At 67.4% G+C, this 23644-nt stretch carries 20 protein-coding genes; 4 read left to right on the forward strand and 16 right to left on the reverse strand.

What is annotated here, in order from left to right; genetic code table 11:
• The first annotated feature begins 178 nt into the window (after positions 1-178).
• The 3 genes from AADI75_RS06225 to AADI75_RS06235 all read left to right on the forward strand — a co-directional run bounded on the left by AADI75_RS06225 (position 179) and on the right by AADI75_RS06235 (position 5859).
• A complete protein-coding gene (locus AADI75_RS06225) occupies positions 179-2539 on the forward strand; it encodes a DUF3772 domain-containing protein (RefSeq protein WP_341208176.1) in 2361 nt (786 codons plus the stop codon).
• Positions 2540-2599: 60 nt separating this feature from the next.
• The gene (locus tag AADI75_RS06230) at positions 2600-4555 is read left to right on the forward strand and encodes an EAL domain-containing protein (RefSeq protein WP_341208177.1); all 1956 of its coding nucleotides are present in this window, start codon (positions 2600-2602) and stop codon (positions 4553-4555) included.
• Positions 4556-4656: 101 nt separating this feature from the next.
• The gene (locus tag AADI75_RS06235) at positions 4657-5859 is read left to right on the forward strand and encodes an MFS transporter (protein WP_341208178.1); all 1203 of its coding nucleotides are present in this window, start codon (positions 4657-4659) and stop codon (positions 5857-5859) included.
• A 22-nt stretch (positions 5860-5881) separates the two neighbouring features.
• Here the strand turns inward: AADI75_RS06235 and AADI75_RS06240 are convergent, their stop codons facing one another.
• Genes AADI75_RS06240 through AADI75_RS06250 form a run of 3 tightly spaced genes read right to left on the reverse strand, consistent with a single transcriptional unit; the run spans position 5882 to position 8296 of the window.
• The gene (locus tag AADI75_RS06240) at positions 5882-6673 is read right to left on the reverse strand and encodes a LysR family transcriptional regulator (RefSeq protein ID WP_341208179.1); all 792 of its coding nucleotides are present in this window, start codon (positions 6671-6673) and stop codon (positions 5882-5884) included.
• 4 nt (positions 6674-6677) lie between these two features.
• The gene (gene apaG, locus AADI75_RS06245) at positions 6678-7076 is read right to left on the reverse strand and encodes a Co2+/Mg2+ efflux protein ApaG (protein WP_341208228.1); all 399 of its coding nucleotides are present in this window, start codon (positions 7074-7076) and stop codon (positions 6678-6680) included.
• Positions 7077-7090: 14 nt separating this feature from the next.
• Positions 7091-8296, reverse strand: a complete 1206-nt coding sequence (locus AADI75_RS06250) for an aminotransferase class I/II-fold pyridoxal phosphate-dependent enzyme (protein ID WP_341208180.1) — start codon at positions 8294-8296, stop codon at positions 7091-7093.
• Between the two features lie 116 nt (positions 8297-8412).
• On the opposite strand from AADI75_RS06250, the gene AADI75_RS06255 reads away from it, so the two are divergent.
• Positions 8413-9648, forward strand: coding sequence for a glycosyltransferase family 39 protein (locus AADI75_RS06255; RefSeq protein ID WP_341208181.1), 1236 nt, complete (start codon positions 8413-8415; stop codon positions 9646-9648).
• A 15-nt stretch (positions 9649-9663) separates the two neighbouring features.
• On the opposite strand, the gene AADI75_RS06260 is transcribed toward AADI75_RS06255, so the two are convergent.
• The 13 genes from AADI75_RS06260 to AADI75_RS06320 form a co-directional block, all read right to left on the reverse strand.
• Positions 9664-10758 carry a glycosyltransferase family 2 protein gene (locus AADI75_RS06260; RefSeq protein WP_341208182.1) on the reverse strand — a complete coding sequence of 365 codons (1095 nt, stop codon included), beginning with the start codon at positions 10756-10758 and terminating at the stop codon, positions 9664-9666.
• Between the two features lie 120 nt (positions 10759-10878).
• Complete coding sequence (leuB, locus tag AADI75_RS06265) at positions 10879-11931, reverse strand: 3-isopropylmalate dehydrogenase (RefSeq protein WP_341208183.1); 1053 nt, start codon at positions 11929-11931, stop codon at positions 10879-10881.
• 29 nt (positions 11932-11960) lie between these two features.
• Positions 11961-12692, reverse strand: coding sequence for a DNA repair protein RecO (gene recO, locus AADI75_RS06270; RefSeq protein ID WP_341208184.1), 732 nt, complete (start codon positions 12690-12692; stop codon positions 11961-11963).
• 24 nt (positions 12693-12716) lie between these two features.
• Positions 12717-14636: an excinuclease ABC subunit UvrC gene (uvrC, locus tag AADI75_RS06275; protein ID WP_341208185.1), complete on the reverse strand. Its 1920-nt coding sequence runs from the start codon at positions 14634-14636 to the stop codon at positions 12717-12719.
• A gap of 258 nt (positions 14637-14894) precedes the next feature.
• Positions 14895-16700 (reverse strand): DUF885 domain-containing protein, encoded by a 1806-nt coding sequence (locus AADI75_RS06280; RefSeq protein WP_341208186.1) that lies wholly within the window; start codon positions 16698-16700, stop codon positions 14895-14897.
• Positions 16701-17090: 390 nt separating this feature from the next.
• A complete protein-coding gene (locus AADI75_RS06285; RefSeq protein ID WP_341208187.1) occupies positions 17091-17705 on the reverse strand; it encodes a hypothetical protein in 615 nt (204 codons plus the stop codon).
• Complete coding sequence (locus AADI75_RS06290; RefSeq protein WP_341208188.1) at positions 17698-18192, reverse strand: ATPase; 495 nt, start codon at positions 18190-18192, stop codon at positions 17698-17700. Before AADI75_RS06290 ends, AADI75_RS06285 begins: the two co-directional genes overlap by 8 nt.
• A gap of 60 nt (positions 18193-18252) precedes the next feature.
• On the reverse strand, positions 18253-18480 hold the full coding sequence (locus tag AADI75_RS06295; RefSeq protein WP_019515901.1) for a F0F1 ATP synthase subunit C: 228 nt from the start codon (positions 18478-18480) through the stop codon (positions 18253-18255).
• A 44-nt stretch (positions 18481-18524) separates the two neighbouring features.
• Entirely contained in the window at positions 18525-19313 is a 789-nt protein-coding gene (locus AADI75_RS06300; RefSeq protein ID WP_341208189.1) for a F0F1 ATP synthase subunit A, read from the reverse strand.
• 26 nt (positions 19314-19339) lie between these two features.
• The gene (locus AADI75_RS06305; RefSeq protein WP_341208190.1) at positions 19340-19672 is read right to left on the reverse strand and encodes an AtpZ/AtpI family protein; all 333 of its coding nucleotides are present in this window, start codon (positions 19670-19672) and stop codon (positions 19340-19342) included.
• A gap of 249 nt (positions 19673-19921) precedes the next feature.
• Entirely contained in the window at positions 19922-20293 is a 372-nt protein-coding gene (locus AADI75_RS06310) for a YdbL family protein (protein WP_341208191.1), read from the reverse strand.
• Positions 20294-20302: 9 nt separating this feature from the next.
• Complete coding sequence (locus AADI75_RS06315; protein WP_341208192.1) at positions 20303-20518, reverse strand: YnbE family lipoprotein; 216 nt, start codon at positions 20516-20518, stop codon at positions 20303-20305.
• Positions 20515-23586 (reverse strand): YdbH domain-containing protein, encoded by a 3072-nt coding sequence (locus tag AADI75_RS06320; protein WP_341208193.1) that lies wholly within the window; start codon positions 23584-23586, stop codon positions 20515-20517. Before AADI75_RS06320 ends, AADI75_RS06315 begins: the two co-directional genes overlap by 4 nt.
• Positions 23587-23644: the final 58 nt, after the last annotated feature.

Here is a 23644-nt window from a genome sequence, read left to right on the forward strand (position 1 = left end):
TCAAGTGCGCCCCGTCGGTGAAAAGCCCTCTAAGCCCAGCAAAAGGATCGGTCAAGCGATTCGATGACACTTTTTTGGCCCGCGTGCGACGAATGTGCGTCAGCGCCGCTTTAATACAATCGGACGGCCTGTTTCCCTCCGTCGCACGAGCATTGGGCTTCTGCTATCGACCCCCGCCATGCCGATCCGTTTTCCGATCCGCGCGGCGTTGCTGCTGCTCCTGTTGTCGTTCATGCCCGCGCCGTCGTTCGCGCAAGCGACTGACGACGGTCCCGCCATTCAGTTGATGCGGGCCGAAGCCGATGTGCGCGCCGTCGACCGCGCTCTCGACCTGCGCGTCGACGACGACACGCGGAACGCGTTGCGCAAACGCATCATCGCGGCGCGCCTAGCGGCCACCGCAGCGACGGCCGATCTTGCCGGGGACCTCGCGCTGGTCGACGCCCGGCTCGCCGGGCTTGGCCCAGCCAGTGTCAACGAGGCACCCGACCTTCGCGCACAACGGCAACGACTCGCGCGCCAGCACACCGCCCTTGATTCGAGCGTGAAGCGCGGACGGTTGATCGGCGTCGAGGCGCAGCAGCTCGCCGACGAACTCGACCAAAGCGTGGCCGAACGCTTCAGCCAGACGATCACCGCGCGCAGCCCCTCGCCGCTGCTCCCCGCCTTCTGGGTCGCCGTTCTCGAGGCGTTGCCGCGCGATTTGCGACGTGTGGAGCATTATGTCGCGACCGGCGTCGACGCGATCGGACGCGGGCACGGATCGATCTGGCCGGCGCTGCTCGGGATGATTGCCGCACTGGCGATCGCCTTTCCGGCGCGTAGCGCCGCGCAGCGCTTCGGGCGGCGCTTTCTGATCGAGGATGCGCCCGGACACCGCGTCCGTCGGTCCGCCGCCGCGATCTGGCGGGTCCTGGTGGGGACGCTCGTGCCGTTCCTGGCGGTGTCGGTGCTGATAGCGGGGTTGCGTTGGTCGCAATGGCTGCCCGCCACATGGGAAGCGATCGCCGACGATGTGACGGTTGCCGCTACCTATGCGTTTTTTGCATCGGCCGTTACAGGGGCGCTGCTGTTGCGCCATCAGCCGAGCTGGCGGGTGGCGCCGATCGCAGACGATGTCGCCACCGAACTGCGTCCATATAGCTGGTTGCTCGCCGCGACGGCGTTCGTCAGCTACATGCTGGAGCGGATCAACATCGAGATCGGGATCAGCCCTGCGGCGCAAAGCGCGACGCATCTGCTGGAGATCATCCTCCATCTCCTGGTGCTCGCGGGTGCCTTGCTGGCACTCGGCCGATTGCGCGCGAACCGTGCCGACGAGTCGGCGACCGCACCGGCGCGCGCCGGGCTGGGCGCGGCGGCGCTGTTCGCTTGGGTGCTGGCGCTCGCGACGCTGGCGGCGTTGCTGCTTGGCTTCCTGGGCTTCGCGCTGTTCACCATGAAGCTAGTCGGGTGGAGCATCGTGCTTGCCACCGCCACCTATCTCCTGATGGCCGCGGCCGACGATCTGGCGATCACCTTGTTTGCGCGCGACAGCACCCTTGGCCGCGCGGTGTCGCGGGGTTTGGGATTGCGTGGCGCGGTGGTCGACCAGTTCGGGGTGCTGCTGTCGGGCGTGACGCGCGTGACGCTTGCGTTGATCGCGCTGGGGCTGTTCTTCGTGCCGTTCGGCGCGGGCAGCGGGATCGGCACCCTGGTCGCGCGGATCGGCTTGCTCGCGCAAGGGGTTCAGGTCGGCGGCATCGCGGTATCACCGGGGGCGATCGTGCGAGGCGTCGCGGTGCTGTTCATCGGGCTGACGCTGGTGCGCGCGTTCCGCCGCTGGCTGGAGGAAAAGTACCTGCCCGCCACCGATCTCGACGGATCGGCGCGCAATTCGGTGGCACTGGTCGCCCGCTATGTCGGGATCGCGCTGGCCGTTATCTGGTCGCTCGCTTCGCTGGGAATCGGAGTCGAGCGCATCGCGTTGTTGCTGTCGGCGCTGTCGGTCGGAATCGGGTTCGGGCTTCAGGCGATCACATCAAACTTCGTCTCGGGCCTGATCCTGCTTGCCGAGCGTCCGATCAAGATCGGCGACTGGATCCGCGTCGGCACCGACGAGGGAGACGTAAAGCGGATCAGCGTCCGCTCGACCGAGATCGCGCTGCCCGATCATTCGACGTTGATCGTGCCCAACTCGGAACTGATCACCAAGTCGGTGCTCAACAAGACGCTCGCCGGGCCGCTCGGCCGTATCCAGGTCCAATTTTCGGTTCCGCTGGAGACCGATGCCGACCGCGTGTGCATGATCGTGTCCGACACGTTCGCCCAAGAGGCCGAGGTGCTCGACGACCCCGCGCCGAAAGTGTTCGTCGATTCGATCGCCGACGGCAGGATCTTCTTCAATTGTTTCGGGCACGTCGCGTCGCCGCGCGTCGCCTATGCCACGCGCAGCGCGGTTCTCACCATCCTGCTGCGGCGTTTCCGCGCCGAAGGCATCGAGATCGGGACGATGCCGCAGCGCTTGGAGTTGATCGACGGCCGGCAGATTCCGGCTTAGCATCTTGTTAACCTTTTAGCGGTAAAATCCGACCCGGGGTGTCAAACGCGGGGGACGCGCGTGCGCGGAGGGAAATGCTGGCGACTGTATCGCTGGTACGCCGATTTGGGGAGCGATCCGCGACTGGCGGTTGCGCAAGCCGTGTCGCTCCAGCGGCAATTGCCCTTCCTCTATGCCTTGCTGCTGGTCAATTCGCTGGCAATCGTCTTAACCCACCGCCATGTCGCGCCATTCGCGATCAGCACGACAGTCCCGCTATGCCTGTTCACGCTCAGCAGCCTGCGGCTTCTCCACTGGTGGCGGCGTGCGAACCGCGATGAACAGCTGAATGCCGGCGATGCGCGCCGCCGCCTCCGAATGATCACGTTGATCGGGATGTTTCTGGCCGCCGCGTATATCACATGGTCGATCGCGTTGCTGGGGTACGGCGACGCCATCCAAAAGGCGCACGTGATGATCTACGTCACGACGACCGCGATCGGCTGCATCTTCTGCCTCGGCGCGCTGCCGCAGGCGGCGTTGCTGGTCGGATTTATCGTGATCCCGAGCTTCATCGGCGCGTGCCTGGCGCGACAGGACATGATGTACACCGTGATCGCGGTGAACGTCGCGCTGGTATTGGTCGTGCTGCTCCATGTCCTGTTCAACAGCTTCGACCACTTCCGCAAGCAAGTGATCGCACAGACCCGGCTCAAGCGCCAGCATGACGAGCTGATCCGCCTGAACCAGGACAATGAGCGGCTGGCGCATACCGACAGTCTCACCGGACTGCCCAACCGACGCCGCTTTCACGACGACCTCGCCGAACTGGTTGCCAGCGGCGGGGCCGGGCCGTTCGCGGTCGGGCTGCTGGATCTAGACCGATTCAAGCCCGTCAACGATACCTTCGGCCATCATGTCGGCGACATCTTGCTGGTTCAGCTCGCCGAGCGAATGCGCCCGATGCTGTCGGGGGGCGCGAGCATCTATCGGCTGGGCGGCGACGAATTCGGCGTGCTGATCCCCGGCAACGTGAGGACCGCGGCGATGGTCGGCGCGCGGCTGTGCGCGGCGCTCGAAGAGCCGTTCGCGATCGGCGAGTTGACTGTTTCGGTCGGCGGCTCGCTGGGCATCGCGCAATCCCCCGACGCCGGACACGTCGCCACCGAGCTGTTCGATCGCGCCGATTACGCACTTTACCACGCCAAGCGCATGCAGGGCGGCGGGCTGTGCATCTTCACCCCCGATCTGGAAAGCGCGATCCGGCGCGACCGTGCGATCGAAGCGGCGTTGCAAGCGTGCGTTTTCGACGAGGAACTGCACCTTTACGGTCAGCCAATCGTCGGTGCGCGAACCGGACAGGTCGAAGCGGTCGAACTGCTCGCGCGCTGGCGCAGCCCGATCGTCGGCGAGATCGCCCCCAGCGACTTCATCACGATCGCCGAACGCTCGACGCTGATCCACGGCATTACGTTGGCGATGTTTCGCAAGGGACTGGCGGCGGCGCGGCTGCTGCCGTCCGACGTCGCGCTGTCCTTCAACATTTCGGCCTGCGACCTCCACTCGCCCGCGACGCTCGCCGCAATCGAGCGCGAGCTGTTCGCGTCGGGAGTTGCGGCGTCGCGGATCTGGATCGAGGTCACCGAAACCGCCGTGATGCGCGATCCCGCCGCGGCGGCGCGGGTACTGCAACGCCTCAGAGGTTTGGGGATGAAAGTAGCACTCGACGATTTCGGCACCGGCCATTCCAGCCTCAGCAACCTCCACCAATTACCGCTCGACAAGGTCAAGATCGACCGCAGCTTCATCAACGATCTGCAGGCGCAGCGCGGTTGGGCGGTGGTCGAGGCGATGGTGGGCCTGTGCCGCGCGCTGTCGCTCGAATGTGTCGCGGAGGGGGTGCAGACCGCGGAACAGCTCGAGACGCTGCTGCGCATGGGGTGCGAGCATATGCAGGGCTTCCTGTTTACCGAGCCATTGCCCGTCGCCTTGCTACCCGACGCGGTCCGCATCATCGGGCGCCGCGCCGCTGCCTGAAGATGAGCCCGGCCCGTTTGTCGCGGGGATGGCCGGCGCGACCGGTTCGTGGCGGAGCTGACCGCTTTCCCGACACGCCGCAACACTCTACCCCGCCGCCCATGTCGCGTTCCCTTGCCCCCACCTATCGGCTGCTCGCCGCCTTCTCGCTGGCGCATGCCGGAGCGGTGATCGGGTATCTGCCGTTCCTCTCGCTGTTACTACCGCTCAAGATCGATCGGCTGGCGGGCGAGGCGCGGATCGGCTGGTTGACAGTGGCGGTAGTTCTCGGCGCGGGGGTGGCAAGCGGGGCGAACATCCTTTTCGGCTGGCTCAGCGATCGGCATTATGCGCGAGGCGGCGGGCGGCGCGGCTGGATTGCGGGCGGGCTGGTCGCGCTCGCGATCAGTTACGCGGGCATCGCGTCCGCTGCGCAGCCCGCGACGCTGATCGTAGCGGTGCTGGCGTTCCAGCTGGCGGTCAACGCCGTGCTCGCGCCGATGATGGCGATCATGGCCGACGAAATCCCCGACGATCAACGCGGGCTGGCCGGCGGCTTGCTCGCGATCGGCCCGCCGGCGGCGGGTGCGGTATCCGCGTTGCTCGTTGCCGATCCAAATGGGACTGACGCCGGGCGTCTCGCATTGATCGTTGGACTCACGATCGCGGCGATCCTGCCGCTCCTCGTTATCCGTCGCCCGCCCATCCCGGCCGCACCGGCCCTGCCCTCCGCCGCTCCCGCACATCGGTTGTGGGTAGCGAGCCTCTCGCGGTTGCTGGTGCAGCTCGCGGGTGGCGCGCTCTCACTCTACCTCCTCTATTACTTTCAGAGCATCGCCAGCTCGGTTCCGCCGGCGACGCTGGCCGCGCGCGTCGGCACGCTGCTGACGATCAGCTACATTCTTCCGCTGCCGGTTGCAGTTTTCGCGGGACGACTGTCCGATCAGGCGGACCGCCGCACGCCCTTTCTGGTCGGCGCGGCGATTGCGGCGACGCTTGGGCTGCTGGCGATGGCGACACTCGCCCATCCGCTCGGTGCGGCGATCGGCTTCCTCGTCTATTCGGTCGCCGCCGCGGTGTTCCTTGCGCTGCATCAGGCGTTCGCGGTGCGAATTCTCCCCGATCGGCGCCATCGCGGCCGTGATCTGGGCGTCATCAATCTTTCGAACACGGTGCCGTCGCTGCTCGGCCCGCTGCTAACTTGGACCTTGGCGAAGCCAGGGGATTTCACGATTCTTCTGCTGGTGCTCGCGGGGCTGACGCTGACGGGCGGCGTGCTGATCCTGCCGTTGCGGCGGGTGCAAACGCAGACAGGTCCCGCTTGACGGCTCCGGGGCCGCCCCGCCGCTACCGCCCAAGCGCCTCGACCAGCACCTGCACCTTGCGCTGCCGCCATTGCGGGGTCGGCGCGACCAGCCAATAGCCCATCCGCGACGGCTGCGCTTCGCCCACCACCACGACGCGCCCGGCGGCGATGTCGCGGGCCGCAAGCATCTCCGGCACCGTCGCGCGGCCCAATCCTGCCGCGGCCGCATCAATCGCCAGCCCGGCGTCGCCGACCCGGACCTGCCCGGCGCTTTCCGGCTCGGGCGCGCCCGGCCACAGGATAGCGGTGTCCGCCGCACGATCGGCGCGCGCGACCGTCACCAGCCCCTCGCTCTCGATCGCCTCGCCCTCGTGCGTACCCGGGCCTTCACCCCAGCGGATCGCAAGGTCGAGATTGGCTTCGGTGAAATCCATCCCCTCGTCCGCGGCGACCAGCACGAAGCGCAGGTCTGGGTCGGTCGCGGCAATATCGGCGAGGCGCGGGAGCAGCCATTTCTCGGTCACGTCGCGTGGGGCCGCGATCGTCAGCGACTTGGACGATTGCCCGGCCTGCATGGCGCGCACCGCTTCCTCGAACTCGAGGAACGCCTGCCGCAAAGGCGCGAGCCCCGCCTCTCCCTCCGGGGTCAACTCCAGCCCCTTGGTGGTGCGGCGGAACAGCACGACGCCAAGCGTATCCTCGAGTGCGCGGATCTGCTGCCCCACCGCCGCCGGGGTCACCGCCAGCTCGTCGGCGGCGCGGGTGAAGGACAGATGGCGCGCGGCGGCGTCGAGCACGCGCAGCCCGTTGAGCGGCAGGTGCGTCCGCTTCACCGCGTCACTCCGCCACCGCCGGCGCGTGGAGCGCGAAACGCGGGATCGCGACATCGAACACGCGCCCGTCCTCAGCGACCATGCGATAGCTGCCCTGCATCGACCCGCTCGGCGTTGCGAGCGGACAGCCGGAGACATAATCGTAGCTGCCCTCGGGCTGGATCACCGGCTGTTCGCCGACGACGCCCTCTCCTTCGACGGTGTGGCGCGCGCCGCGCCCGTCGGTGATGATCCAGTGCCGGGTCAGCAATTGCACTGCGCCCGCCCCGTCGTTCTCGATGCGGATGTGATAGGCCCAGAACCACCGCCCGCGCCCCGGCTCGGATTGTTCGGCGAGATAGCTGACCGAAACGCGCACGGTAACGTCCTCGGTCGTCGCGGCGTCGGTGAACAACGCCTCCATGCCGGTGGCGGTGCTCACAGTCCGACCTGCCGCAGCGCGCGATCGAGATCGCCGATAAGGTCCTGCGGGTCTTCCAGCCCGACGTTGAGCCGCAGCAGCCCCTCCGTCACGCCCATCTCGGCGCGCGCCTCGGGCGAAACGCCGTAGTGGGTCGTTGAGGCCGGATGCGTCATCAGCGAGCGCGAGTCGCCGATGTTGTTCGATATATCGATCAGCTCCAATGCATTGAGCAAGGCATGCGCCTGCGCGCGGTCTTCGACCTCGAAGGCGAAGATTCCGCCCACCGCGCTCATCTGCGACATCGCCAGTTCGTGCTGCGGGTGGCTGGGCAAGCCGGGGTGGAGGATGCGCGGCACACGCGTCTCGAGGAAGCGCCCGACCAAGAGCGCATTCTCCGACTGGCGGCGGATGCGCAGATCGAGCGTCTCCAGCCCCTTGAGCACCACCCAGGCGTTGAAGGCGCTCAGCGTCGGCCCGGTGTTGCGCGTGAACGGCAGCAAGGTATTGTCGATGAAGTCCTGCGTTCCGCACACCGCGCCGGCCAGCACGCGACCCTGTCCGTCCATCATCTTCGTCGCGGAATAGGCGGTCACGTCGGCGCCGAATTCCATCGGCCGCTGGAGGGCGGGCGTCGCGAAGGCATTGTCGACGACGCTGGTGATCCCGCGCTCGCGCGCGATCCCGCACACCGCGCGCAGGTCGACCACGTCCATCGTCGGGTTGGCGGGCGTCTCGAAGAAGAACACCTTGGTGTTGGGGCGCACCGCATCCTCGAACGCCTGCGGATCGCGTGCGTCGACGGTGGTGGTCTGGATGCCGAACTTTGGCAACAGGGTATCGACCAGCCAGCGGCACGAGCCGAACGCCGCGCGCCCGGCGACGACATGGTCGCCTTGTTGCAGCTGGCACAGCAGCACGGCGGTCATCGCCGCCATGCCGGTCGCCATCGTTCGGCACGCCTCGGCACCTTCCAGCAGCGCGATCCGCTGTTCCAGCATCTCGACAGTCGGATTCTGGAGTCGCGAATAGGTCATGCCGGTCTGTTCGCCGGCGAAGCGCGCCGCCGCATCCTCGGCGCGATCGTAACAATAGCCCGATGTCAGGAACATCGCTTCGGATGTTTCGCCATATTCCGACCGGGCGGTGCCGCCGCGAACCGCGAGGGTCGCAGGGCGCCAGTTCTGGGTGATCGACCGATCCTGTCCGCTGTGCCGCTTCATGCCCCCGCTTAGCCTCCGCGCACCCGCCAGAACAAGTCAAACCAGCATCGCGCGGGCTTGTCGCCGTCGCGCTCCTGTCGCAAGCCCGCGCGAGGCGTGACGGAGGAAATGCCGCGGTGACGACATTCGGACGACAGCAGGGATCGCCGCGGCTGATCGCGCTCGGCATCGCGCTGTTCAGCTGGCTGATGTTCGTTTTGCGCCTGTCGATGCCGACCAAACCGGTATTCGACGAGGTCCATTACCTTCCCGCCGCACGCGCGCTGCTTGCGCTGTCCGGCCCCACAAACATCGAACATCCCCTGCTCGCCAAGGAATTGATCGCGGCCGGCATCCATCTGTTCGGCGACGTGCCGTTCGGATGGCGCATCGCCTCGACGCTGGCGGGCAGCGCGACGGTTGCCGGCGTGTTCGCGCTGACCCACTTACTGACGCAGCGGGTCCGTCCGGCGCTGCTCGCCACGGTCTTCGCGCTGCTCGGCTTCACGATCTACATCCAGGCGCGGATTGCGATGCTCGACACGTTCATGGTCGCATTCCTGATCTGGGGCATCGTGTCGCTCAGCTCGGCGATACGCGACGGCAGCGTGGCGCGGTGGAGCGCGGGCAGCGTGCTGATGGGGCTTGCCACGGCCTGTAAATGGACCGCCGCACCCTATGTGGGAGCGGCCGCCGTCACCTTCGTGCTGATGCGCCGCGAACGACGACAGCGCTGGCCGGGGCTCGGGACCGTTCCGGCGTTGGCGTTGCTCGGCGGATTGTCGGTCATCACCTATTTCGTGACCTTCGCGCCCGCGTTCTTCTACGCCAATGATGCGCTGACACTTCACTCCCTACCGCATTTCCAATGGGATATGTATCTGCGCCAGACGCAGAAGCTGCCGCCGCACACCTATCAGTCGAACTGGTGGACATGGCCGCTGCTGATCCGCCCGATCTGGTATCTCTACGAGCCGGTCGATGGCGCGCAGCGTGGCATTCTGCTGCTCGGCAATCCCGCGGTGATGTGGGGCGGGCTGGTCGCGGTCGTCGCCTGCTATCAGGCGTGGGTGCGAACCGGCGCGGCGCGGCTGCTCGCGCCGGCCGCGCTCTGGACCTTTTCGGTGGCGATCTTCGCGATCATCCCGAAGTCGCTCGGCTTTTATTACTATTACTATCCCTCGAGCGTGCTGCTGTGCGTCGCGTTGGCGGTGGCGATCGATCATCACCGCGCGGTGCTCGGGCGATGGGTCGAGCTGTTCCTGCTGCTGGTGTTCGCGCTGTGGCTCTACTTCCTGCCGGTACTCAGCGCCCAGGCGCTCGCCAACCCGGCGGCGTTCCACCGCTTCACATGGTTCAACAGCTGGGTGTGATGCCACGTCGGCGACTCAGCGATAGCGCCCCCACGTGAACCGCGACGACAGCGCGTAATTCCATACTGCGCCGACAAGCACGCCGAGCAACGCCGACGCTGCCCATGCGCCCTGCCGCACGTCGTGGAGGAACGCCGCCACCCCCACGTTCGCCACCGCTCCGACCGAGCAGACGAGACAGAACGCCACCCAGCCGTCGAGCAGCGCACGCGCGCCGCGCAGGCGTCGGTCACGGTAGGTCAGAACATTGTTAAGAAAGAAGTTGAAGGTCATCGCCGCAAAGGTCGCGATGATCTGCCCGGTCAGGAACGTCAGCCCGGCCACGACATAGAGCAATGACAGCACGCTCATATGCACTCCGGCCCCCAACGCCCCGATCATCGAGAACATCGCGAAGCGTACCGGCACGACGCGGCCCAGCCGCCGATCATAGAGCGCGATTAGATATTCCATCGCCACGACGTGATCGAGCTTGCTCTCCCCGATCGCGCGCGTGCGGAAGACATAGGGCAGTTCGACGAAGCGGAGCCGGCGCGGCGCGGCGCCGATGATGTCGAGCAGGATCTTGAACCCGATCCCGCCCAGTTTCGGCACCAGCCCGCGCAGCACCTCGGTCCGGATCGCGAAGAAGCCGCTCATCGGGTCGCTGAGATCGGTGCGCACCACACGCGCCGCGATCCGCGTCGCGAGCGCCGATTTCGCGACCCGATCGCGGTCCCACTCCCCGGTCCCGCCGCCCGCGACGAACCGCGAACCGATCGCGAGGTCGAGCGTGGGGTCGTCGCGTAGCACTGCGACCATCTTCGGCAGCAGCGTCTCGTCATGCTGGAGGTCGCCGTCCATCACCGCGACAACCGGCGCGGCAGTCGCGCACATCCCCTCGATGCACGCGCTCGACAGCCCACGCCGCCCGATCCGCTGGATCACCCGCACGCGCGGGTCATGCAGCGCCAGGTCGCGAACCGCCTGTGCGGTGCCGTCGGGGCTGTCGTCGTCGACGAACAGCACCTCCCAGTCGAGCCCTGCCAGCGCCGCCTCCAGCCGCGCCACCACCGCCGCGACATTGCCGCGCTCGTTGAAGGTCGGGACGACGACCGCGAGGTCGAGCATCGGCACCGATCCGTCATTGCGAGCGTAGCGAAGCAATCCAGGGCGTCCTGATCCGGCCCTGGATTGCTTCGCTACGCTCGCAATGACGTGTCATCTCGGCTCCGTCGTTCGCTGGCACCCCTACAGCGCCGCCAGCACCGCATCGCCCATCGCGCGCGTCGTCGCGAGGCCGCCCAGATCGGGGGTGCGCACCCCTGCCGCCAGCGCCGCCGAAACCGCCGCCTCGATCCGGTCGGCGGCGTCGCCGGCCCCCAGCGAATGCCGCAGCATCATCGCCGCCGACAGGATCGCCGCGCACGGATTGGCCTTGCCCCGCCCCGCAATGTCGGGCGCAGAGCCGTGGATCGGTTCATACAGCCCCTTGCCGTGCGCATCGAGCGATGCCGAGGGCAGCATCCCGATCGATCCGACGCACATGCTCGCCTGATCCGACAAGATGTCGCCGAACAGATTGCCGGTCACGATCGTGTCGAACGCGCCCGGGTTGCGGACCAACTGCATCGCGGCATTGTCGACATACATGTGCGTCAGTTCGATCTGCGGATAGTCGGCGGCGACCTCGATCACCACGTCGCGCCACAATTGCGAGGTTTCCAGCACGTTCGCCTTGTCGACCGAGCACAATTTGCCGCGTCGCTTCGCCGCGGTTTGAAATCCCACATGCGCGATGCGGCGGACTTCGTTTTCGTCATAGCGCATCAGGTCATGACCTTCGCGCAGGCCCGCCGCGGTGGTGCCGCGGCCCTTGGCGCCGAAATAGACGTCGCCGTTCAGCTCGCGAACGATCACCAGATCGATCGCCTTCGCCACCTCAGGCTTGAGCGTCGAGGCGTCTTCCAGCCCGGCGAACATCCGGGCCGGGCGGAGATTGGCGAAGGTGGTCAGGTGCTTGCGCAGCCCGAGGATCGCCTGTTCGGGGCGCAGCGCGCGTTCGAGCGAGTCGAATTCGGGGTCGCCGACCGCGCCGAACAGCACCGCATCGGCGCGCTTGGCCAGCGCCAGCGTCACCTCGGGCAGCGGATGCCCGCTAGCGCGATAGCCCGCGCCGCCGACCGGCGCCTCCTCGAACACCAGCCCGAGATCGAGCGCGTCGAGCACGCGCCGCGCCTCGGTGGTCACTTCGGGGCCGATCCCGTCGCCGGGCAGGATTGCGATGAGCTTGCCGTGTGTCATGGCCGCACCGCATGGCGCGCCCGCGCGCGTCACGCAACCGCCCTCTTCAATCGCTCGACGAGCCGCGCGCGTGCCGGCAACGGATCGCGGCGGCGTTCGAGCAGCACGTCGCGCGCGAGGAAATGGCCGGTGATCGCAAGCGCCTCAAGCACTTGCGCGCCGCCCGCCGCGCCACCGTCGCGCAGGAACGCGGGCAGCGGGAACAGCCGCGCCTCATAGCCCGCCGCCGCGCCGCGCGAGACCGCCGCGCCGCTCTTCGGGCTGACGAAGGCAAGGTCGTCGGTGGCGCCGGTGGCGATGCACGCGGCGAGATCGAGCCCGAAGCCGAGTTCGGCGAGCACCAGCAATTCGTAGCGCGCCATCGCCGCCGCCCAGCCCCGCGCGCTGGGTGCCGCTTCGATCGCGTCGAGCACGCCGCCGAGCGCGTCGTAGAGATAGGGGTAAGGCTGAGCCTCAGGGAGCGCCGCGGCGGTCAGCGCGGTCAGCCAGTCGAGCCCCGCAGCCGGGAGCGCCGATTCGTGGAGCGCCGCGCGGCTGTGCACCAGTTCGCAGGTCAGCGCGGCGAGTTGTTCCTCGGTACGCGCGCGCCACTCGCCGCGGATCAGATTGCCGGGCTGAAGGACCGGCCGCAGCCCGCGTGCGTGCCCGCCGCGGACGTAGCCGGGGCGGACGCCATCCTCGCGCGTCAACGCCCGCGCCACCGCGCCATGCTCGCCGTGTGCGCGGACGGAGAGCAGGATGGCGTCGGCGGTCACGTGCATTAGAACGTGCCAGTCACAAAGCCGTCACCGCGCATGATAGAAGTCGTACACCTGCTGCGCGACCGCCGCGCTCACGCCCGGCGCTTTCCGCAAGTCCTCCAGCGACGCATTCCGCACCGCGCGCCCGGTGCCGAAGTGCATCAGCAGCGCCTTCTTGCGCGCCGGCCCGATCCCCGGCACTTCGTCGAGCGGGCTTGCCCCGATCGCCTTCGCGCGCTTGGCGCGGTGCGCGCCGATCGCGAAGCGGTGGACCTCGTCGCGCAATCGCTGGAGATAGAAGAGCAACGGCGCATTGACCGGCAGCGTCAGCTCGCGCCCGTCCATCAGGTGGAACACCTCGCGCCCCTCGCGCCCGTGGTGCGGCCCCTTGGCGACCCCAACCAGGCAGACGTCCTCGATCCCGAGATCCTCCAGCACCGCCTTGGCGGCGTTGAGCTGCCCGCGTCCGCCGTCGAGCAGCACCAGATCGGGCCATGTCTCGCCGTCGCGATCGGAGTCCTCCTCAAGCGCGCGCGAAAAGCGCCGCGTCAACACTTCGCGCATCATCGCATAATCGTCGTCGGTCGCCGCCTGCTTGATGTTGAACTTACGATACTGGCCCTTGCGGAACCCCTCCGGCCCCGCGACCACCATCGCCCCCAGCGCGTTGGTGCCCTGGATATGGCTGTTGTCATAGACCTCGATCCGGTCGGGCGGGTCGCCCAGCTCGAACAGCTCGGCCAGCTCGCGATGCAGCCGCGCCTGTGTCGTGCTCTCGGCGAGCCGCCGTTCCAGCGCTTCCTTCGCATTGCGCGTCGCCTGATCGAGCAGCCGCCTGCGCACCCCGCGCTGCGGCACGGTCAGCTCAACCCTGCGCCCGGCCTGTTCGGACAATGCCTCGACCAGCACCTCGGCGTCGGGCAGGACGCGGTCGATCAGGATTGTGCGCGCCGGCGGCACCTCCTCATAGAATTGCGCCATGAACTGCGTCAGCACCTCGTCCTCGGGCACGTCGGCGGTGTGCGCGGGGAAGAAGCTGCGGTGGCCCCAATTCTGCCCGCCCCGGATGAAGAACGCCTCGATCCCGATCAGCCCTTCGTGGCACGCCAGCGCGAAGATATCTGCGTCGCCCACCCCCTCGGCATTGATGAACTGCGACCCCTGGATGAAGGTTAGCGCCTTCAGCCGGTCGCGCAGGATCGCGGCCAGCTCGAAGTCCATATTGGCAGCGGCCGCCTCCATCTGCGCACCCAGCTTGGCCTGCACATCAGTGGCCTTGCCGGCAAGGAACTTCTTCGAGTCGCTGACCAGCTCGGCATAGCCGGCTTCGTCGATCCGCCCAACGCACGGTGCCGAACAACGCTTGATCTGATACAACAGGCATGGACGGTCGCGCGTCTTGAAGAACCCGTCGGTGCACGACCGAAGCAGGAATAGTTTCTGTAGCGCGTTGAGCGTGTTGTTGACGCTCCCCGCACTTGCGAACGGCCCGTAGTAATCGCCCTTGGCGCGCCGCGCGCCGCGATGCTTCTGGATGCGCGGGAATTGATGGTCGGCGCGCAACAGGATGAACGGAAACGACTTATCGTCGCGGAGCAGCACGTTGTACGCGGGGCGGTAGCGCTTGATGAGCTGCGCCTCGAGCAACAGCGCCTCGGCCTCGTTATTGGTCGTCACGATCGTCATCGACCGCGTCTGCGCGACCATACGCTGGAGCCGCTTGGACAGCCGGTCGACCTGCACGTAATTGCCGACACGATTCTTCAGCGCGCGCGCCTTGCCAACGTACAGCACGTCGCCTTTGGCATCGTGCATCCGGTACACGCCGGGCTTGAGCGGCAGCGTCTTGAGCACGTTGCGGATCGCCGCCACCCCGCCTTCCAGATCGGGCGCATCGGCGCCGCGGATCGCGTAGGTGGCCTTTTCCTCGTTGAAGCGGTCGGGGGGGCCGTAGCTGCCTGTCATCCTCCGCGATCTAGGAAGTGCCGCGCGGTGGGGCAACGGGGTGCCGTCGCCAAGTTACACCGTCACCCCTGCGCAGGCAGGGGCCTCTGGCTGCCGTCGCCTCTCGGACCGCCCGACACAGCGAGCGCGCGACGTGTGTCATACCGGGCGCCTCACTCGACAGACATGGCCCCCCTGCCTGCGCAGGGGCGACGGCTTGTTGTGGCACCGCATCCCCCTTCTTCGCCACGGACGGTATCCAGGATGATCGCGGCGGCCTTACCTGCCCCCCGCCTTCGCCCAATCGGCGATCTTCTTCTCCAGCACCGGCATCGGCAACGCGCCGGTATCCAGCACCTGCGCATGGAATTTCCGCGGATCGAACCGCGCGCCCAGCGTCTTCTGCGCATTCGCCTTCACGCGGGAGATCGTCAACTGGCCGATCTTATAGGCAAGCGCCTGCCCGGGGATCGCGATATAGCGCTCGACCTCGGCCGTCGCGTCGGTGCGCGACATCGGCGAGTTGGCGAGCATGTACTCGATGGCCTGATCGCGCGTCCAACCCTCGGCATGGATGCCGGTGTCGACCACCAGCCGCATCGCGCGCAGCATCTCGTCGTTCAACCCGCCCATTCGCTGGTATGGATCGGTTTCCATTCCGAGCTGCGGCCACAAGGTCTCGGAATAAAGCGCCCAGCCCTCGACATAGGCGGTGTTGCCACCGAAGCGCATGAACGCGGGGAGGGCGTCGTTTTCCTGCGCGAGGCTGATCTGGAAATGATGCCCCGGCACCGCCTCATGGAGATAAAGCGTCTCCATTTCCCACATATAGCGCGTCGGCAGGTCGTAAGTGTTGTAATAGAAGACGCCAGGCCGCGAACCGTCTGGGGTGCCAGACTGATAGGAGCCGCCAGCGTCGGTCTTCTCCTTGAACGCCGGAACCGGGCGGATCTCCAGCCGCGTTTTAGGGATCAGCGAGAATTGCTCGCGCACCCGCGCGTCGACGCGGCGGCCAATCGCTTCATAACCCTCGCGGAGCTGCGTCGCGGACGACGGCTGAAAGCGTTTGTCGGTGCGCAGGAAAGCGAAGAAGTCGGGGAGTGTGCCCTTGAAACCGACCTTGGCCTTCTGCACCTCCATCTCGCGGGTGATCCGTGCAACCTCGGACAGACCGAGCTTGTGGACCGCATCGGCCTTGAGCGGCAACGTCGTATTCGATTCGATCAGGTAATCGTAGAGCTTTGCGCCGCCCGGCATCGCCGATAGCCCGACGCTGTCGCGCGCCACCGGCAGATAATTGTTCTGGAGGAAATCACGCAGCCGCTGCTGCACCGGGTTGAGCACCTCGGCGATCTGGCGGGTGTAGGCGGCGCGCAGCCGTGTCTGATCGGCGGCCGGCATCGCCGCGGGGAAGGTCTTGACTGGACCGTAGAACGGCGACGCCTCGGCACCGCCCGCCAGCAGATTGTCGAGCTGCCCGATCATGTTGTGGACGACCAGCTTGGGCTGAACGATCCCGCTCTTCATACCCTCGCGAAAGCGCGCGATCGCGGCATCGATCTGCGCGGCATATTGCGCGTTCCGCTTCAGGTTGTTGTCGTAATCGGCAACGGTCTTGAACGGTGCCGCGCCCTGCCCCGACGCCAGCTCGGGGTAGAAGGTATGCAAACCGTAGAAATGGTCGAGTGGGCGGACAATCTGCGTCTCGATAAGATCCGGCGCATAGCCCCGTAGATTCAGCTCGGCCTGCTGCTTGAACACGTCATAGGCGATCTGGTCGACCGGCGTCAGCTTCGCCCGGTCGATCGTGGCGAGCGTCGCGAGATCCTGCCGCGTGGCGTCACGCTCGGCGGCGAGATGCGCGTCGGAGAAGAAGTCGCCGAGCTGGTCGGCATAGCGCATGTCGCCGCGGAACAGCGCCTGCACCGGGTTGCGGCGCAGGCTGCCCTCGTCGCTGTCATGGAAGAGCTGGCGGAGCCGCGCGTCGGCACTTGTCGCGGCGGTCGGCGGCGCGGCGGGCGCTTGCGCCATCGTGGGTGCCGCGGCCGAGGCGAGCAACACTGCGGCAGTGATCGGGAATCGCATCGTCGGGCTTCCTTCCGGTCAGATGACGCTCGGCCTGTCCGTCGTTGCGAGCGTAGCGAGGCGATCCAGGGCCGATCAACGTCCGGTGATCCCCGGACGGATCCTCACCTCGTTCGTCGCACCGGCCTTGAGCCGAGGCCCCGCTTCTTGCGACATCGGTCGGTAGCGGGATCCCGGATCAGGTTTGGAATGGCGGAAGGAGGATGTTGGAGCCCGGGGAGTCGGTCGATCCTGGATTGCTTCGCTACGCTCGCAATGACGCAAGAAGGCTGCTTGTCAACGCCATGCCGTCCTCGCGATCCGCAAGAAAGATGGCCAGTCTCAAGACCGACCAAAAACGAAAACGGGCGCTGATCGCGCCCGCCTCGTCCCGTCTGACAAGCGATCAGCTCAGTTGAGGCGCCCCACGCCGGAGATCGCACGGTCGATCAACGGGCGGTCGGCATCGGCGCCGTGGCGCTCGGCGATCAGCGCCGCCGCCGCCGCGGTCGCGGCCTCGGCGGTGCGCGCACGGACCTCGGCGATCGCGGCGCGCTCGGCAGCGGCGATCTTGTCCTCGGCCATGCGCGTGCGGCGCTCCATCAGCAACTCGGTGTCGTGCTTGGCCTTGGCGACGATCTCGGCCGCCTCGTGGTGCGCGTTGTCCCGCATCTTTGCGGCATCGACCTCGGCACCGCGCGCGCGGGCGGCATATTCATCGCGCAGCGTCTCGGCTTCCTTGCGGAGCGCGGCGGCTTCGTCGAGCTGGTGGCGGATCTCGGCGATGCGTTTGTCAAGCATCGCACCGATCGCAGCCGGCACCTTCCAGATTACCATGCCGATCAGCACGACCAGCGCCGCAATGCCGACCCAGCCGGTGTCGTTGAGACCTAATGCGGTCGGCGCAGCGTGCGATTCACCGTCGCCGGCGGTGGTGCCGGCATGGATGCCGCTGCCGTTCGCCATATCCTGATGCTCGAGCGGCTGCGCCTCGAGGTCCTGCGCCAGCGTGGAAGGATTAGCCATGATTCAGCTGCCTGCGGACCGCCTCGTTGGCGGCGTCCGTGGGGACCGCGACGCCAGACAGGCGCTGCACCAGCTCCTGCGCGGCCTCCGTCGCGATCGTCTGTACGTTGACCATCGCCGCCGCCTTGGCATTGCCGATGGCGACGTCGTGATGCGCGATACGCTCTGCCAGATCGGCATCAGCGCTGCGTAGCTGCGCCTCAGCCGCGGCCTGGGCGCGCGCCTTGGCGGCGGCGACCTCGGCCTGCGCCGCGGCGCGCGCGGCGTCCATGTCGGCGTTCCAAGCCGTCTCGGTCCGATCGGCTTCGACCCGTGCCGCCTCGGCGGTGGCAAGGTCCTGCGCAATCTGCGATTCACGCAATTCCATCACGCCCTGCACTCGGGGCACCATCATCTTGCCGATCCCGAAATACAGGATGCCGAAGGTGATGAGCAGCCAGAAGAGCTGCGAGGCATAGGTGGCGGCGATCTGACTGATTTGGGGCATGGTGATCCGCTTCCTAGGTCAGCCCCGCCCGCTGCGGGCGGGGCCATGTCGTCGGCGTGGTTACGCGACGAACACCAGGATGATCATCGTCACGAAGGCGAGCAGGCCCAGAAGCTCGGCACCGGCGAAGCCGATGAACAGGCGGCCCTGCTGGCCGTCGGCAGCACCCGGGTTGCGCAGCGCGCCTTCGAGGAAGGCGGCGAACACATTGCCCACGCCCAGCGCGGCGATGCCCATGCCGATCGCAGCGAGACCGGCACCCAGCAGCTTGGCGGCGTTTGCGTCCATGATAATAACTCCCGTTCGAAAAGATTCAGTGGTGGAAAAGAAACTCAGTGCAGGTTGACCGCGTCGTTCAGATAGACGCTGGTCAAAAGGGCGAAGACGTACGCCTGGATCGCCGCGACCAGCAGCTCCAGCAGCGTGATGCCGATCATCAGCACGAAGCTGGGCAGCGACACGATCGCCATATAGCCCGGCCCGAGATTGATGCCGTTGATGACGAACGCCGCCAGCACCTTGAGCAGGATGTGCCCCGCGGTCATCGCGACGAACAGCCGCAGCCCCAGCGAGAACGGGCGGACGAGGAAGCTCAGCAGCTCGACGACGAAGATCAGCGGGATCATCGGCAGCGGCGTGCCGTGCGGCACGAACAGGCTGAAGAAATGGAAGCCGTGCTTGCCGAAGCCGACGATCAGCACGATCGAAAAGCTGATGATCGCCAGCACGCCAGTGACGGTCAGATGGCTGGTGATCGTGAACGGGTGCCAGCCCGGCACGATGCCGACCGGCATCAGGCCAAGGACGTTGGCGAACAGGATGAACATGAACAGCGAGAAGACGTAGGGGACGAAGCGCTTGCCCTCCGGCCCGACGTTCGAGACCAGCATGTTCTGGACGAAGCCCGTGAAGCCCTCCACCGCCGCCTGCCAGCGGCCGGGAACCAGCTCGCGCTTCATCCCCCCCAGCATGAACAGCCACAGCGCGACTAGCGTGATGACCATCCACAGCGCGGAATTGGTGAAGGACAGATCATAGCCGCCCACGATCCAGGGCCGACCGAGCACAGGCTCGATCAGGAACTGGTGCATCGGATCGATCTTGCCGCCTTCTGCCGCCACTGCCGGATTCCCGCTTCTCACATACGTCAAGCGCCCGGGTCGCCCGGACGCTTGCTCGTCAACCGAATGATTTGCCTGAACGCCACGCCGATCCCGAGGAACAGCATGACGATCAGTCCCCACGGCGCGGTGCCGAACCAGCGGTCGATACACCAGCCGATCAGCGCCGATCCGACCAGACTTCCGATCAGGGCGGCGAGTACGCGATTGCCGAGCGAATACCCTGCATCCGCATCGTCACGCACCGTTCCCTGCCGAATCGCTTCGTCCCTGCGCGCCTGCTCCAGTCGACGATCGAGCTGTGTCAGGCGCGGGTCGTCCGCGTCGTGGAAATCCCGTCCGGAACCGTTCTCCGCCACGCAGCCACCCTCACCCTGGTTTTTTCTCGCCGGGGACAAGGGTGCGCGCAAGCGGCGAGCAGCCCCGCCAAGGCAGGGTCCGGTTAGACGGGGGGTCCGGGGGTGTCAACACCGCCGTCGCTCCTGCGAAGGCAGGAGCCTAAGTCTGTGCCGTCCCGCGCAACATCCGAGCCACTACCACCGCCTATGCGTCATGCCGTCCCGAAGTACGAGACAGCCATGGCCCCCGCCTGCGCAAAGGCGACGGGATCAGACACAGCGCGGATCGCGCTGCGGCGCGCCCGCGCCACGCGTCTGCCACGATCCGTCAGGCGCACGGTATTTTTCGCCCGTCTTGGTCTGCGCGATCAGGTTGCACCCGCTGGTGAAGGCAAGCTGCTCGACGGTCGCGCCCGACGCCTGCGCCTTTTGCGTGTAAGCCGCCTTGCGCTGGATGTTGATGTTGCTGACCAGGGCACGCAGCGATGCCGATCCACCGCCCACGATGCCCAGATAGCCATCGGGCTGCTCGCCGACCTCGCCCGCGGCGCGCGCCGCGGCATAAGCCGGGTCGCGCTGCGCCCAGGCAGCGACGGGCAGGGCCACCGCGACCAGCGCGGCGATCACGACAAGGCTCTTCATACGCATGGCTTAGAAAATCCCCGGGTTCTGCTGGATCAGCGACTTGGCCTCGTTGTCGAGGCGATACACCACTTCCTGCGTCACGTTGATGTTGAGGTTGATCTGGATCGGCTTGTCGGGGGCGGAAATGTTCACGCAGCCTCCCAGTCCGCCGGCCAGCATCGTCATCGCCATCAGGGCATAGGTCGTGGGGCGCATCGCGTTCGTCAATCCTGTTGCCGTCATGGTACATTCTCGCTTGCGGGCGGCTGAACGCCCGTCTTCCGGTTCTGCTCGTCGATCAACGCCTGCAGGTTGCGCTTCACCAACCGCTGCGGGTCGTAGAAGCTCGCCGCCGAATCGATCAGCCCACGGAAGGGCGCGCGGATCGTGATGTTGAAGCGGATCGGCAGGCGCGTCAGCCGGCGGAGCAGGAAATTGCTCTTCGCCCCCTCGCCTTGCTTGATCCCGGTAAAGCTGACGCCTGTCACCATCTCGCCCGCGAGTGGCCCGTTCATCTGCACGTCGAGGCTGCGGTAGGTCAGCGAGCGCAGCGACTGAAACGCCAGATTGCCCCAGAAGCCCAAATCCTTCTCGGTCAGCTCGCCCAGATAGGCGATCGACCCGCCGCCGGCGCGCGCCGTTAGCCGCCCGTCCGCGATCCGCCCGCCCTGTTCGTCGAAGAGCATCGGCAGCACGCCGTCAAAGGTGCCGGTGGCGTTGAGGTTTGAGAAATCGAACTGTTGCAGGAACTTGCCTGCATCCATCCCTTCGACCCGAAAGGTCATCCGCCGCGCGGCGTCCGATCCGAAATCCAGCACGGTCGGCTCCAGCGTCAGCGTGCCGCCCGCGAACGGCCAGCGCGCGGTATCGACTTGCACCTTCAACTCGGGGAGCAAGCGGTAGACGATCCGCCCATCGGTCACCGCGATACCCGGATTGATCGAGGTCACGGTCGCCACCTGGTCCGGCGCGCTGACCAGCCCGAGCAAGTCGGTGAAACGAATCTTCCCTGCCAGCCCCTCGACCGGGCCGAACGCCGCCGCCAGGTTCATTGCGTCGGTCGAGAAGGTGCCGCTGCTGTCGACCTTTTGCGGGGTCCAGCGGATCTCGCCCGCGCCGCGCATCGTGCCCGCAACGTCGGCGATCACCCCGAAGGTGAGGCGCGTAAGCAGCTCCGGCTGAAATCCCTTGGTAAAGGTGATCCCCGGCACCGTCAGCGTCGCCTTGCCGCTGCCGCTCGACAGACGGTGATCGATTGCCAGCTCCGCGATCGACGTGCTCGTGGTCGGCTCGACCAGTCGACCGGTGGCGTGGATCGTTCCACCCTCGAGCACGAACGCGACGTCGCGCGCTGCCATCGGCTGGAAGCGCGGCGACGTGGCGGTGTCGGCGACGCGAAGCGCCCCGTCGAGCACCAGCCGGCGGCCATCGAACCGCCATTTGCCCTCGCCCGCGCTCATCAGCAGCGGCACCGTCCCGACCTGACCGCCGGCGCCGGTGAACGTCCCCTGCGCGCCGCCGCCGGTTACCTGACCCACCAACTGTGTCGCTGCGATCCGGGTCGTGCCGATCGTCGTCGCGACGTCCCGGAGCGCGAAGCGGCGATCCGCGAGCGTCAGCGTCGCGCTGCCGGTGTCGAGCCCTAGGGCCGATCCGCCGAGCGTCCCTGCGAGACGCGTCGCGCCGAGCCGCGCGCCGCCACGCACGCTCCCGCCGGCAATCTCGACCAGCGCCGCGCGGATCGGGCAGAGCCGCAACGCGCCATGAGCCAGCATGAGACTGGAAATCGTCAGTCGCTCGAAGCCGACCGGCGTACACCCGCTGTTGACCGTCAATCGTCCGCGCCGGTCCCACAATGCCGCGATGGGCACTTGCAGCCGTTCGACACGGCCACTCGCCAGCGGCCCGCTGAGCGTCGCCTCGGTCGTGATCCGCGTCGCGCCCTGCCCGCCGGTCGTGAAGCGCACCGGCGTTAGCGTCAGGGTCGCGCCATCTCGAGCGTAGCGGGCGATCTGTGCCGTTCCGCTGATCGCGGCACCCGGTGCAGACTGCGCCAGGCGCACCGTCGCGGCGGGCAGCCCGCCGCCGCCGAGCGTTATCTGCCCGGCGAGCTGCACCCCCGCCGGGTGCCCGATCGTCACTGCGCCGTCGTCGAGCACGGCGCGCGCGCCGCTCGCCGCCGTCATCGTCGCACGCTCGATCGTCAGTAACGTTTGCGCGCCGGTCGCCAGCGCGAGTTCGGCGGCGACCTGCATATCGCGGCTCGCGCGCGCCGCATCACGGGATGCACCCGACAGCAACGGTGCGACCGGCAGCCCCGCCGCACCGTCGCCCAGGGCCGCGATCCGGCGCTGCCGTGTGGGGGCAAGTGCGACATGCTGCGCGACGAGGCGGCCCGCCAGCGTCGCGCGACCGTTCGTCAGCCGCCATTGACCATGCCAGTCGGTCGCTCCGCTGCTCGCCGCCGCGGTCTGCACCCCGTCCACCATCACGGTCGCGACCCCGCTCGTGCGATCGGCGTCACCGCGAAAGCGTGTCGCCAGATTGACGTTGCGGAGGGTCGCGGCGGTCGTCCTAACCCGCGACGCGGTGACCTGCGTCCGCCCGAACCAACGGTCGAGCCGCGGGGACAGGCCGAGATCGAGGTCTCCGGCTACCGATTGCGCCATCACGCCACCGCAGGCGATTGCGGTGGCGCGCGCCGGGCCGGCGACGCGGGGTGCGGTTGCGGTCACGCGCAGCGCCATGTCGGCCCGGAGCGCGCCGATCCGGCATCCCGCCACCGACAGAAGCGGCGCGGTGGCGACCAGCCGCCCGCGAAAGCCGTCGTTGAGCCGTCCACGCCCGCTCAGCCGCAACGCCGCCGCCCCGAAGGGAGAGTCGAGCGCGATCCGCGCATCCGCCACGTCGACGTCGAGTGCAGGCAATGCCACCGGTCCGCCCGACGACGCGGGCAGCAGCCGGTCGATCGCACCCAGCGACAATTTGCCATCGCGCAGCCGCGCCGCCACGCGCACATGCCCGGCGCGCACCGCCACCAGCTTCGGTCCCGATAGGGTCAGGTCGGTCTGGGTCTCGACCCAGTCGGCGACCAAGTCGGGCCGCGCCGGATCGCCGATGACCACATCGGTCAGCCGCTGCCGCCCAAGCCCCAGATCGGCGATCTGGTAGCGCGCGGGCACGCCCTTTGCCGCCAGTTCCTTGTCGATCACCCGCGTCGCGATCGGCACGCGTGACAGCCACAGGCCGCCGCCGGCCGCGAGCGCCAGCAACGATACCGCCACCACTATGCGCCGGCCTGCGTCGCTCACGCGCGCCCTGTCGATTGCTGGCCTGCATCGCTCATCGTGCCGCCGTCATAGGGCAGCG

This window comes from uncultured Sphingomonas sp., assembly GCF_964021865.1.
Lineage (GTDB): Bacteria > Pseudomonadota > Alphaproteobacteria > Sphingomonadales > Sphingomonadaceae > Sphingomonas.